The sequence below is a fragment of the Rhabdothermincola sp. genome, from assembly GCF_036846205.1.
GTDB lineage: Bacteria > Actinomycetota > Acidimicrobiia > Acidimicrobiales > Acidimicrobilacustridaceae > Rhabdothermincola.
Genome location: NZ_DAIUCK010000100.1, coordinates 1 through 11,576, shown reverse-complemented (window position 1 = coordinate 11,576; position 11,576 = coordinate 1). Strand labels below are relative to the sequence as shown.

The following is an 11,576-nucleotide window of genomic DNA, read 5'->3' as shown; positions in this document are numbered from 1 at the left end:
CCGCTGGTGGGGGCGGCGGTGGTGGCGGCGGGGGGTCGTGGTGAGAGGAGCACCGCGGCGAGCGCGGTGGTGATCGGCACCGCGACGATCAGGCCGATGGAGCCGACGAGGGTCCGCACGATCTCCATCGCCACCAGCTCCCCCGCGGTCACCCGAGCCCATGGCTGCCCGGCCTCGGTGTACAGGAGCAGGATCGGCAGCGACGCCCCGGCATAGGCCAGCACGAGCGTGTTGACGGTGGAGGCGATGTGGTCACGGCCGATCTTCAGCGCCGAGCGGTAGAGCGCCACCCTCGACATGGACGGGTTCGCCCGCCGGAGCTGCACCACCGCGGAGACCTGTGTGACGGTCACGTCGTCGAGCACCCCGAGGGCTCCGACGACGATGCCGGCCACCAGCAACCCCCGCAGGTCGACCGCTTCGGCGGTGATCCGCAGGATCTGCGCTTCCTCACCGGTCAGGCCGGTCAGCCGGGTGAGGGCGACGAAGGCCTGACCGAACACCGCGATCACGGCGAGGCTGGCGAGCGTTCCCGCCAGCGCGACAGTCGTTGACAGAGTCACGCCGTGAGCCAGGTACAAGGCGAGAAACGCGATGATCACGGTGGCCACCAGGGCGACGGGGAGCGCGGGATTCCCCCGGAGCAGCGACGGGAGCAGGAAGACGAGCAGGACCACGAAGCTCACGACGATGCCAGCCAGGGCACGCACCCCCTGCCACCGCGCGAACAGCACCACCGCGACGACGAACAGCGCGCCGAGCAGCAACAACGGCTGCGTCCGCTGGAAGTCCGAGAAGCTGTAGCGGTACTCGGGAGGTGCGAACGGGTTGCGCGCCACCACCACCCGATCCCCGGCCACGAGCGTCGGCTTGTCGAAGTCCGTGGCGAAGATGGTGAAGCGAGCGGTGTCCCCGTCGGCGGTGACGGCGGTGACCCGCTGGCAGTCGGTGAGAGCCCCGCTGGCCTCGAAGCCGACGCACTCCTCGATCGTGACCGACTGCACAACGGCGTCGACGTAGCTGAGGGGGGTGCCACCCGGGTTCAACACCGGGCCCTCCCCGCGCGGCCACCAGACCACCAGTCCCACCAGCGCGAGCACGCCGATGGCGATGGTGACCGCGAGCAGGGTGTGGCTCAGTTGCCAGCGCCGCTCCGGGAGCTCGAGGAGGACGTCGCCGCCGTGATGGTCGTGACCGCTCGCCATCCGCAGAGTATCCTGGGTAAACGATCGTTTACACCGTGATCCCGGCTCGTGGCGGAGCCGGAGAGGAGGCCGCATGCGACCGGCGATCGACCTCACCGACCTCGACTCGTTCGCGCAGGGCTTCCCTCACGAGGCGTTCACCGAGCTCCGCCGCGAGGCGCCCGTCTGCTGGCACCCCCCGACCGAGCACACCCCCGACGGCGAAGGGTTCTGGGTGGTCTCCCGCCACCCGGACATCGTCGCGATCGCGTCCGACGGCGAGACGTTCTCGTCCCACACGGGCGGCGGGCGGGAAGGCGGAGGAACCCTCATCGAAGACCTCCCCTCCGGCTTCGCGGCGGGCGTGCTCCTCAACATGATGGACGATCCCCGCCATCAGCAGATCCGCAAGGTCGTCACCCCGGCGGTGACCCCCCGGGCGCTTCGGGCCATGGAGCCAGAGCTGCGGGCCCGCACCGAGTCGATCGTCGATGCCGCGGTCGGAGCCGGATCGTGCGACTTCCTCCTCGACGTCGCGGCGGAGCTGCCGCTCCAGGCCGCGGCCCGCCTCATGGGCGTGCCGCAGGACGATCGGCACCGGCTCTTCGAGTGGGCCAACGCGACCCTCGACTACGACGGTCGGAAGCTCGGCGAGCAGGACGAGCGGGCGGCGGCCGCGGCGGCCGCGATGTTCGAGTACGGCACCTGGCTCATCGACCAGAAGCGCTCGACGCCTGATGACGGCATCATCTCGGCAGTCGTCCACGCGGGCTTCCTCACCGACCTCGAGCTGCAGATGTTCTTCAACCTGCTCATCGCAGCCGGGAGCGAGACCACCCGAAACTCGATCGCGGTCGGCATGCTGGCGCTCATCGAGCACCCCGATCAGTGGGAGGCACTGCGCAACGACCGGTCGCTCATGCCGACCGCGGTGGAGGAGATGCTGCGATGGGCCTCCTCGACCACCTACAACCGCCGGACCGCGACCCGCGACGTGACCGTTCGCGATCAGGACATCGCCGCCGGCGACAAGGTCACGCTGTGGTGGGCATCCGCCAACCGCGACGAGGAGGTCTTCCCCGATCCCTTCCGCTTCGACGTGGCCCGGGAGCCGAACCGCCATCTGGCCTTCGGCCATGGCGGGCACTTCTGCCTCGGGGCGAATCTGGCCCGGCTCGAGATCCGGTTGGTCTTCGAGGCCCTGCTCGACCGGGTCCGGGGGTGCGAGCTGGCCGGGCCCGTGGAATGGACGCGCTCGAACAAGCACACCGGTGTGCGGCACATGCCCGTGAGGTTCCTCGGATGAGCCCCGCCGACGCCCTCGCTCGCCGGGCCGCGCAGCGCTACGTGGAGGCGGTGAACAACGCCGATGGCGAACGCCTCCTCGCGCTCTTCGACGAGGAAGCCACCCTGCTGCACCCGACCGGGCGCTACCAGGGTCACGCGCCGATCCGCCGCTTCTACGAGGAGATCGTCTTCGCCGGGCAAGCGAGGCTACGACCAGGGCGGCTGCTGGCGGAGGACGAGACCGCCATGCTCGAGCTCTTCGCCACCAGTCCGCTGGCCGACGCCGACGCGCCACCGCTGCGCACGCTGGACGTCTTCACCGTGGACGACACCGGAGCCATCATCGAGCTCGTCGTGTACTACCTCTAGCGTCAACCGCCAACGCGGGAGCCAGCACCCCGGCCAGTTCGCGAGACCGACGCCGCAGGGCTCGTGCTCGACCCTCGGGCGGCACCATCACCAACTCGCCGTAGGCGCCCTGCACCAGGGTGCGAAGCGTCCGCGCCAGCGGGCCCACCCGGGAGCTGCCCGCCAACTGCGGGAACAGCTCGACGATCCACCGCCGGTAAGCCCGCTCGGTCGAGCGCCACAGCTCGTCCCGAGCCCTGACGGCAGCCGGGTTCGAGCGCATGCCCTCGCCCAGCATGATCCGGTAGATGTACTCGTACTCGACGTCCCGATCGAGCAGGGCCACGAACAGCCGGCTCAGGGTCGCCTCGTCATCTCGCCCCCGCCGGACCGGGGCCGGCCCTTGGAACACCCGCTCACGGCGCTGCTCCACGATCGCCTCGAGGATCGCCTCCTTGGACGGGAAATGGCGGTAGAGGATGGCCACGTTGCAACCGCACGCCTCGGCCAGGGCCCGCATCGACGTCGCCGTGTAGCCGCGTTGGGCCATGAGCCGCAGCGCGGTGTCGAGGATCTCCTGGCGCACCGGCTACAGGCCTAGCAGCTCCGTGACGCCGTGATCGCGACCGGCGGTGTAGCCGCCGTCCACCACCAGCGCGTGACCGGTGACGAACGAGGCGTCGGCCGAGATCAGGAACAGCGCCGCGGCAGCCACCTCCTCGGGCCGGCCGAAACGTCTGAGCTTGTGCTCGCGCCGGACCTGCTCGCGCACCGCTTCCATGCCGGGCAGGGAGTAGACAGACTCGGTCAGCGGCGTCTCGATGAATCCGGGGCAGATCGCGTTGGCTCGTACCCCCTGGCCGCCGTAGTCGATGGCGAGGTTCTTGGTGAGCATCACCACCCCACCCTTGGACGCGTTGTAGGCGCTGCCGCCTGCGGTGCCTTCGAGACCTTCGATGCTCGCCAGGTTGACGATCACTCCCCGCTCCCCGTGGACGGGCTCCTGGCGGAGCATGGCCGCGATCGCGTGCTTGCACACCAGCCAGGTGCCCTTGAGGTTCACCTCGAGCACCCGATCCCACTCCTGGCAATCCAGCGTGTGGGCCGCGCCGCCCCCCGCCACACCGGCCGCGTTCACCACCGCGTCGAGTCTCCCGTGACGAGCAGTGAGCTCCTCGATCGCACCTTGGACGGCCTCCTCGTCACGGACGTCGACCGGCATCACAACGACCGGCGACGTGCTGGTCTCCGCCACGTCGAGGCCCACCACGATCGCGCCTTCCCCGTGGAAGCGACGGACGCACGCCGCACCGATCCCCGAGGCCGCGCCCGTGACCAGAACCACTTTCCCGGCCAACCGGCCCTTGTCACCGGTCATTGAACACCTGTATATCAGATGTTCAGTTGTGCAGCGCTCCGACCATCCCACCCACGAGCGGATCCTCGACGCCGCAGAGGCCTGCGTGCAACGCCTCGGCCTGCGGCACCTGTCCGTGGGAGAGGTGGCGAGGCGGGCCGGGGTCTCCCGAGGATCCGTCTACCGCTACTTCGCCGATCGCGACGCGCTCATCGACGCCGTACTCGAGCGAGTTGCCGAGCGGTTCGTCGCCGGGTCCCGACCAGCAGTTGCCCGACGCCGCTCGCTGGCCGCGCAGGTCGGTGAGGCCGCTGTCTTCATCCGGGAGCACGTCGACGACGAGCAGCTCACCCTGCCGCTCGGAGAAGAAGACTCGATCCTCGCCACCTTGCTCACTGCCCGCAGCTCCTCCCTCGTGGAGCGATGGGTGGAGTTCTGGCAACCCTTCCTCGCCCGGGCGGCAGCCCGAGGGGAGATCCGTGACGATCTCGACCACCAGGCCGCCGCCGAGTGGATCGTGCGGCTCCTGCTCTCGCTGGTCCTCATGCCCTCGGTGGCCGTCGACCTCGATGACCCCGAGGCCGTCCGGCACTTCGTCCAGTCCCACATCGTGCGCGGCCTGGGCCGCTGAACCGGAGGTTCCCATGGACTTCGCCCTCTTCTACGAGATCCCGGTGCCCAAGCCGTGGACGCCCACGAGCGAACACGAGGCCTACCGCAACACGATCGAGCAGGCCGTGTGGGGCGAGCAGGCCGGCTTCTCCTCCTTCTGGACCGTGGAGCACCACTTCCTCGACGAGTACTCGCACTGCTCCGCTCCCGACGCCCTCTACGGCGCGATCGCCGCCAAGACCTCCCACCTGCGGATCGGTCACGGGGTCAGACTCCTCCCGAAGCCCTACAACCACCCGATCCGAGCCGCCGAGGCGGCGGCGGTGGTCGACCTGGTCACCGACGGCAGGCTCGAATTCGGCACGGGCCGCTCCTCCACCCGAGCCGAGCTGGAAGGGTTCGGCGCGGATCCGAACCTGACCCGCGCCCAGTGGGAGGAGGCGCTGCGCATGATCGTCGGCGCGTGGACCGAGGACCTCTTCGAGTGGGACGGCGAGTTCTGGCAGCTGCCCGCTCGCCGAGTGCACCCCAAGCCCCTCCAGCAACCCCACCCACCGCTGTGGGCGGCGTCGAGCAGCGAGCCCAGTCACGTGCTCGCCGGTGAGCTCGGGGTGGGACTGCTGTCGTTCACCATCGGCGTCCCGCCCGAGGAGCTCGCCCACCGGATCGCCCTCTACCGTGACGCGCTCAGCCGGGCCCGCCCGATCGGCAAGTTCGTCAATGGCCGGGCCGCCACCTTCACCATGGTCCACTGCGCGGACACCACCGAGAAAGCCTTCGAGGAAGCCCGGGACTCGTTCGAGTGGTACGTGCGCACGGCGCTGTGGCACATCGGGACCGTGGCCTCCTGGCTCGAAGGCAAACCCCTCGGCACCTACGACTACGCCGAGATCCTCAAGGACCTCGACCTGTCGCTGCTCACCTTCGACTACCTGGAGTCGAGCGGCTCGTGCATCGTCGGGGACCCGGAACGCTGCCTCGAAGTGGCTGAGCGCTACCGGGCCGCCGGTTGCGACCTGCTGCTGTGCCTGGTCAACCCGTACGCGATCCCGCACCGGTCGGTCATGCGCTCGATCGAGCTCCTCGGTGAGCGGGTGATCTCCCACTTCCGCCAGCCGTCGACCTGACGTCGCTGCGGCGACATCCAGGTCTCTCATCGGTATCGTTTCGGAGCGGTGAGGCCGTTCCCGCTACCAGACGCCTCCCGACCGCCGGGCCCGGCCGTGGTCGGGGTCATCGCCGTGGCACTCGTGCTGGGCGCGATGGCCTTGGCCCTGCCTCTCGGGCGCGAGCGGCCCCCGGTGGCGTTGATCGGCGACTCCATCACCTGGGGCGCCACCGGCACCTTCCGCGAAGTCCTCGGCGACCGCTGGACTCTCACGATCGACGGCAAGATCGGCTACCGGGTCGGCCAGCAGCTCCCCGCAGCCGCGCAAGCCGGCCGCCTCCCCCAGCGCCAGGTGGTGATCAACCTGGGCACCAACGATGTCACCAACAGTGACGATGACATCTCCTCCATCGTCGACACGCTGCGAGGCCTCCTCGACGCCCTCGACGGCGTCCGCTGCATCCACCTGGTGACCGTCAACGAACGCATCGAAGGTCACGGTCCGGAGGCCGGACCGCGAGCCCGGGCGTTCAACCAGGCGCTGCGCGACGTGGCGGCACAGGATCCCCGCATCGACGTCATCGAATGGTCCGATGCGGTGGCCGCCTGGGAAGCGGCGAACCCGGGACGGACGCTCACCAGCGACTCCATTCACCCGAACGATGACGGCAACTCGCTGCTCGCGTCGCTCTACCGGGACGCGCTTGAACGCTGCGGGTCGTGAGCCGAGCTGGCCGGTACACCACCCGCGGCGACTCAGGCGCTCGCTGATGGCCTAGGCGCCGATGACGTCCGGCCGCCCGTACCCTGCGGCCTCGCAGAGCATGAAGTAGCCGTCGCGGACGAACTGGGCGTCCCAGACGCTCACCACGTTGCCGTTCTCGTCGAGATTGAGGTTCGCGCCCCGGATGGCGAAGAACACGTCGGTCACCTCGGTGTTGTCCTCCGGGACGGTCAGGGTGTGGACGGACCCGGCCGGCTCGAACAGGTAGGAGCCCGCCCGATTCACCTCCGGGTACTCCTTGTACTTCCAGCAGCCCGACACCGTGAACGCGTAGACCTCCCCGGTGTGCTTGTGGGTCTGCACCTGGTAGCCCGGGTTGAACCGGGTCCGAACCACCCACAGGCCGGCCTCGATGTCGACCTGCAGGAGTTGCATCGTGCTGCCATCGCCGATGTCGACGAAGGGCAGCTCGTCTTCGCCCCGGTGCAGGGCGCGGGGGATGTCAACCATGGTCATGAGCATCATGGTTGCACGTCCCCGGGCGGGGCGCTCATCCGCCGCCCAGGATCTCCGGTTGCTTGAAGGCCGTCCAGCCGCGGTCGCAGGTGATCACCGCTCCCGTGAGGCTGCGCGATGCGTCGGATGCCAGGAAGACCACCACATCCGCCACCTCCTCCGGAGCCTGCAGGCCCGTCGCGTGACCACGCTCGAAACCGGCCTTCAGCGCCGGGGTCGCCCAGATCATCTCGTTCATCGGCGTATCGACGTACCCCGGGCTGATGGCGTTCACCCGGATGCCCAGCCGCCCGCAACCGGGTGCCAGCGAGCGGGTGAGCTGGGCGACTCCGCCCTTCGAGGCCGCATATCCGTCGAGACCGCCGAGAGGCAGGTGCGCCATCGACGACGCGGTGTTGATGATCGAGCCGCCACCCGTGCGCGCCATCACCGGGATGGCGAAGTGACAGCAGTAGAAGACTCCGGAGAGGTTCACAGCGATGACCCGGTCCCACACCTGCGGGGACACGTCCGGAGTGAACCCGTCACGGAAGGGCCAGGCCACCCCGGCGTTGTTGTGAAAGATGTCGAGACGGCCGAAGCGCTCGACGGTCGCGTCGACCAGCTGCTCGCACTGCGAGCTGTCAGCCACGTCGGTGCGGACGAAGGCCGCCTCCCGACCCTCGGCCGCCAGGGTGTCCACGGCGGCTCGCCCACGCTCCTCGTCGATGTCAGAGACGACGACCCGCGCACCCTCGACGGCCAGCGCCCGGGCCGAGGCGAGCCCGATACCCGATCCACCGCCCGTGACCACCGCGACCTTCCCCTCGAGCCTGCGGGATAGCTGGTCCACGGTGATCGCTCCGCTCCTCAGGCGGGGACGGCCTGTAGGAGACGGTCGACGAACTCGCGGGCGCCCTGTTCCAGGCGGCTGCGCTTGATCGTCATGCCTCCGAGCACCTGCGCTCCTCGCCTCTGCATGATGCGGGTGAGCTTCTCGAGGGTCTTGCCCGGATCGATGGCATAGGTGCAGTAGACGAGGCAGCGCTTGCCGTCGATCGGCGGGAAGGCCTCGAATCGCGCCGCCCGGCCGGGACGCTGCCCGACGAAGAACAGGCCGTCGACCCATCCGCCGACCACGACCAGATCAGCGAGGGCCAGGGCCTGGTGGTCGATGCCGGTGATCGGGCACACGGTCGTGTCCACTCCCCGTTCGGCAAGCAGCCCGCCCATCAGCTCAGCTGCCCGCTTGGTGTTGCCCGTGAGGCTCTCGTAGACGATCACGACCTTCACACCGGGGACCCTACACTCAGGCCGTGCCCAGCTCGAAGCTCCGGCACCTGCTCGCCTCCGGTGTGCTCGCGATCCTGGCCGCGAGCGCGTGTGCCGGTCCCGAGCAGGCATCTGACGCCGAGCCGGATCAGGGGGGCACGGCCACCGTCGAGCGGGTGATCGATGGTGACACGATCAAGCTGACCGACGGTCGCCGGGTCCGGCTCATCGGTGTTGACACCCCCGAGAGCGTCGACCCGCGGCGGCCCGTGGAATGCCTCGGGAAGGAAGCCGCCGCCTACACCGCCTCGCTGCTGCCGCCGGGCACGAACGTCCGGCTGGAGCTCGACGTGGAGGAGCACGACCGCTACGGCCGGACCCTCGCCTACGTCCGCCGGTTGCCCGACGGGCTGTTCGTGAACCTCGACCTGGCGGCGCAGGGCTTCGCCGAGCAGCTCACCATCCCACCCAACGTGCGCTACGTGGAGGAGATCCGAGCCGCGGTGGCATCGGCTCGATCCGCGGGGCGCGGCCTGTGGGGGGAGGCGTGCGTCGGAGGCCGCGATGGCTGAAGGCGACACCAAGCACCTCCTCGTCGTCTCCCACTCGCAGACCGGGGGCACCCGGCGGCTGGTCGAGGCCGCCGTGGCCGGCGCGCGGACCGACGAGATCGAACAGGTCGAGGTTCGCTGGCGACCGGCGCTCGACGCGGGGCCCGACGACCTGCGGTGGGCGGACGCGGTGATCCTCGGGACGCCCGAGAACTTCGGGTACATGAGCGGCGGACTCAAGGACTTCTTCGATCGCAGCTACTACGCGGTGTTGGAGGAGACCCGTGGCCTCCCCTACGCGCTGATCGTGAAGGGCCGCCACGACGACGGTAGTGGAGCGACCCGGAGCGTGCGGCGCATCACCACCGGTCTCGGCTGGAAGGAGGTCCAGCCACCCTTGATCGTCATCGGGGACGTGGAGGGCGAGCACCTGCAGCAGGCGACGGAGCTCGGCCAGACGATCGCGGCGGGACTCGAGCTCGGCCTCTGGTGAGCCGTCCTCCGTGCGAGCTTGACCGACCCGCGCCCGCCACCTACACAAGCAGGCACGTAGCGGGGGCACCGGCGGCACGAGCCGTCGAGCGGGACAGCGGAGGGCACCGGAGTTGACCGAGATCGCGGCACTGCTCAGCTCCATCGTGGGGCCGGCCAACGTGCACACCGGCACCGCCATCAAGGAGGACTTCACCCACGACGAGGCCCTCGGCAGCACCCCGACCACCCCCGCGGCGCTGGTGTTCCCGGAGACCACCGACGAGGTCGCCGCCGTACTCCGGGTCGCCAACGAGCACCGCATCCCGGTCACCGCCCGCGGCAGCGGCACCGGGCTGTCCGGAGCGGCGATCCCCCTCGCCGAGGGCATCCTGCTGGCCTTCGACCGCATGGGCGCGATCATCGACATCGACACCGAGAACCACGTGGCGGTCGTCCAGCCGGGGGTGCGGCTCGAGCAGCTCGACGAGGTGACTCGCCAGCACGGGCTCGTGTACCCCGTGTACCCGGGCGAGTACAGCGCCAGCCTGGGCGGCAACGTGGCCACCAACGCCGGTGGGATGCGAGCGGTCCGCTACGGCGTGACCCGCCATCACGTGCTCGGCCTCGAAGCGGTGCTCCCCACCGGTGAGGTGATCCGGACCGGCGGCAAGTTCGTCAAGGCCACCACCGGCTACGACCTCACCCAGCTGATCATCGGCTCCGAAGGCACCCTGGCGATCGTCACCGAGGTCATCCTCAAGCTGTATCCCCGGCCGGCGCACCGAGCCACCGTCCTGGCCCCGTTCACCACCCTGGAGGAGGTGACGGCGGCCGTCCCCCGCATCGTCGACAGCGGCATCGGTCCGGTGATCCTCGAGTACATCGACATGCTGACGATGAGCGCCACCTGCTCGACCTACGGCCTGGAGCTCGGGATCCCCCAGGAGGTCAAGGAGACCGCCCTCGCCTACCTGGTGGTGATGATGGAGAGCTCGCACGCCGACCGGCTCGACGAGGACGTCGCCACACTCGGCGAGCAGCTCGGGCAGCTCGGCGCGGTCGACGTCTACGTGCTTCCCCCGAACGCCGCAACCCAGCTCATCGAAGCCCGGGAGAAGGCCTTCTGGCTCGCCAAGGCGAACAACGCCGACGACATCGTCGACCTGGTGGTTCCCCGTGCCGCCATCGCCCGGTTCATGTCCCGGGTCGCCGAGCTCGCGGCCGAGCACCAGGCCTGGATCGCCGGATGCGGTCACGCCGGTGACGGCAACGTCCATCTCGCCGTGTTCCAACCCGACCCGGAGGTGCGCTACCACCTGATGCGCGCCTTGTTCGCCGTGGGGATCGAGCTGGGCGGCACCATCTCCGGCGAGCACGGCATCGGCACTGAGAAGAAGCGCTACTTCCTCGAGCTGGAAGACCCGGTGAAGATCGATCTCATGCGGCGTATCAAGACCGCGTTCGACCCCAACGGCATCCTCAACCCCGGCAAGCTCTTCGACTGAAGGTGGACCGAACGATGAACGGCGCGCAAGCCCTGATCCGCACGCTCGTCGACGCCGGCGTCGACGTGTGCTTCATGAACCCGGGCACCTCGGAGATGCACTTCGTGGCCGCGCTCGACTCCGTGCCGGAGATGCGGGGGGTGCTCGGCCTGTTCGAGGGTGTCGTCACCGGCGCTGCCGACGGCTACGCGCGCATGACCGGTCGCCCCGCAGCGACCCTGCTGCATCTGGGGTCGGGGCTGGGCAACGGGGTCGCGAACCTGCACAACGCACGCCGGGCCCGGTCGCCGATCGTGAACATCGTCGGTGACCACGCCACCTATCACAAGCAGTACGACGCGCCGCTCGAGTCCGACATCGAGACGGTGGCCCGCAACGTCTCGGGTTGGATCCGCACCTCGCAGAGCCCGGACGAGGTGGCGCTCGACGCCGCCCGAGCCGTCGCTGCCTCCTACGGCCCACCCGGGCAGGTCGCCACCCTGATCCTGCCCGCGGACGTGTCGTGGTCACCCGCGCCCGGGCCGGCCCAGCCGCTCGAACGCCCCCGCGCCCGAGCCGTGGACGCCTCGACCGTGGAGCGCATCGCGAGGACACTGCGCTCCGGCGAGCCCGCAGCGCTGCTGCTGGGCTCGACCGCCACCCTCGAGCAGCCGCTGGCG

Annotated in this window: 15 protein-coding genes; 9 read left to right on the top strand and 6 right to left on the bottom strand. The window is 69.7% G+C overall.

What is annotated here, in order from left to right; all coding sequences use genetic code 11:
• The coding region (locus V7004_RS13110) for a YibE/F family protein (protein WP_334144516.1) at window positions 1-1,205 on the bottom strand (1,205 nt) is incomplete at its 3' end.
• 73 nt (window positions 1,206-1,278) lie between these two features.
• Here V7004_RS13110 and V7004_RS13105 point away from each other — a divergent pair.
• Together V7004_RS13105 and V7004_RS13100 are read left to right on the top strand one after the other, a co-directional pair.
• Window positions 1,279-2,490 (top strand): cytochrome P450, encoded by a 1,212-nt coding sequence (locus V7004_RS13105; protein ID WP_334144515.1) that lies wholly within the window; start codon window positions 1,279-1,281, stop codon window positions 2,488-2,490.
• On the top strand, window positions 2,487-2,840 hold the full coding sequence (locus V7004_RS13100; protein WP_334144514.1) for a nuclear transport factor 2 family protein: 354 nt from the start codon (window positions 2,487-2,489) through the stop codon (window positions 2,838-2,840). The genes V7004_RS13105 and V7004_RS13100 overlap by 4 nt, the downstream gene beginning before the upstream one ends.
• Here V7004_RS13100 and V7004_RS13095 read toward each other — a convergent pair.
• A complete protein-coding gene (locus V7004_RS13095) occupies window positions 2,812-3,405 on the bottom strand; it encodes a TetR/AcrR family transcriptional regulator (RefSeq protein WP_334144512.1) in 594 nt (197 codons plus the stop codon). The genes V7004_RS13100 and V7004_RS13095 overlap by 29 nt on opposite strands.
• A 3-nt stretch (window positions 3,406-3,408) precedes the next feature.
• Window positions 3,409-4,197 (bottom strand): SDR family NAD(P)-dependent oxidoreductase, encoded by a 789-nt coding sequence (locus V7004_RS13090; RefSeq protein ID WP_334144511.1) that lies wholly within the window; start codon window positions 4,195-4,197, stop codon window positions 3,409-3,411.
• A 28-nt stretch (window positions 4,198-4,225) separates the two neighbouring features.
• On the opposite strand from V7004_RS13090, the gene V7004_RS13085 reads away from it, so the two are divergent.
• From V7004_RS13085 to V7004_RS13075, 3 genes are read left to right on the top strand one after another with little or no spacing between them, the layout of a single operon-like run.
• Window positions 4,226-4,807 (top strand): TetR/AcrR family transcriptional regulator, encoded by a 582-nt coding sequence (locus V7004_RS13085; RefSeq protein ID WP_334144510.1) that lies wholly within the window; start codon window positions 4,226-4,228, stop codon window positions 4,805-4,807.
• Between the two features lie 13 nt (window positions 4,808-4,820).
• Window positions 4,821-5,915 (top strand): LLM class flavin-dependent oxidoreductase, encoded by a 1,095-nt coding sequence (locus V7004_RS13080; RefSeq protein ID WP_334144509.1) that lies wholly within the window; start codon window positions 4,821-4,823, stop codon window positions 5,913-5,915.
• 48 nt (window positions 5,916-5,963) lie between these two features.
• Window positions 5,964-6,620, top strand: a complete 657-nt coding sequence (locus tag V7004_RS13075; RefSeq protein WP_334144508.1) for a GDSL-type esterase/lipase family protein — start codon at window positions 5,964-5,966, stop codon at window positions 6,618-6,620.
• 51 nt (window positions 6,621-6,671) lie between these two features.
• Here the strand turns inward: V7004_RS13075 and V7004_RS13070 are convergent, their stop codons facing one another.
• The 3 genes from V7004_RS13070 to V7004_RS13060 are packed head-to-tail and all read right to left on the bottom strand — an operon-like array spanning window position 6,672 to window position 8,408.
• The gene (locus V7004_RS13070) at window positions 6,672-7,136 is read right to left on the bottom strand and encodes a 2,4'-dihydroxyacetophenone dioxygenase family protein (protein WP_334144506.1); all 465 of its coding nucleotides are present in this window, start codon (window positions 7,134-7,136) and stop codon (window positions 6,672-6,674) included.
• A gap of 34 nt (window positions 7,137-7,170) precedes the next feature.
• Window positions 7,171-7,968, bottom strand: a complete 798-nt coding sequence (locus V7004_RS13065; protein WP_334144504.1) for an SDR family NAD(P)-dependent oxidoreductase — start codon at window positions 7,966-7,968, stop codon at window positions 7,171-7,173.
• Between the two features lie 17 nt (window positions 7,969-7,985).
• Window positions 7,986-8,408 carry a flavodoxin family protein gene (locus tag V7004_RS13060; protein WP_334144502.1) on the bottom strand — a complete coding sequence of 141 codons (423 nt, stop codon included), beginning with the start codon at window positions 8,406-8,408 and terminating at the stop codon, window positions 7,986-7,988.
• Window positions 8,409-8,431: 23 nt separating this feature from the next.
• Between V7004_RS13060 and V7004_RS13055 the strand changes: the two genes are divergently transcribed.
• The 4 genes from V7004_RS13055 to V7004_RS13040 form a co-directional block, all read left to right on the top strand.
• Window positions 8,432-8,959 (top strand): thermonuclease family protein, encoded by a 528-nt coding sequence (locus tag V7004_RS13055; protein WP_334144500.1) that lies wholly within the window; start codon window positions 8,432-8,434, stop codon window positions 8,957-8,959.
• A complete protein-coding gene (locus tag V7004_RS13050; RefSeq protein WP_334144499.1) occupies window positions 8,952-9,431 on the top strand; it encodes a flavodoxin family protein in 480 nt (159 codons plus the stop codon). Before V7004_RS13055 ends, V7004_RS13050 begins: the two co-directional genes overlap by 8 nt.
• A gap of 112 nt (window positions 9,432-9,543) precedes the next feature.
• A complete protein-coding gene (locus V7004_RS13045; RefSeq protein WP_334144498.1) occupies window positions 9,544-10,917 on the top strand; it encodes an FAD-binding oxidoreductase in 1,374 nt (457 codons plus the stop codon).
• A 14-nt stretch (window positions 10,918-10,931) separates the two neighbouring features.
• Window positions 10,932-11,576 (top strand): thiamine pyrophosphate-binding protein (locus V7004_RS13040; RefSeq protein WP_334144497.1); only part of this gene is annotated, 645 nt, incomplete at its 3' end.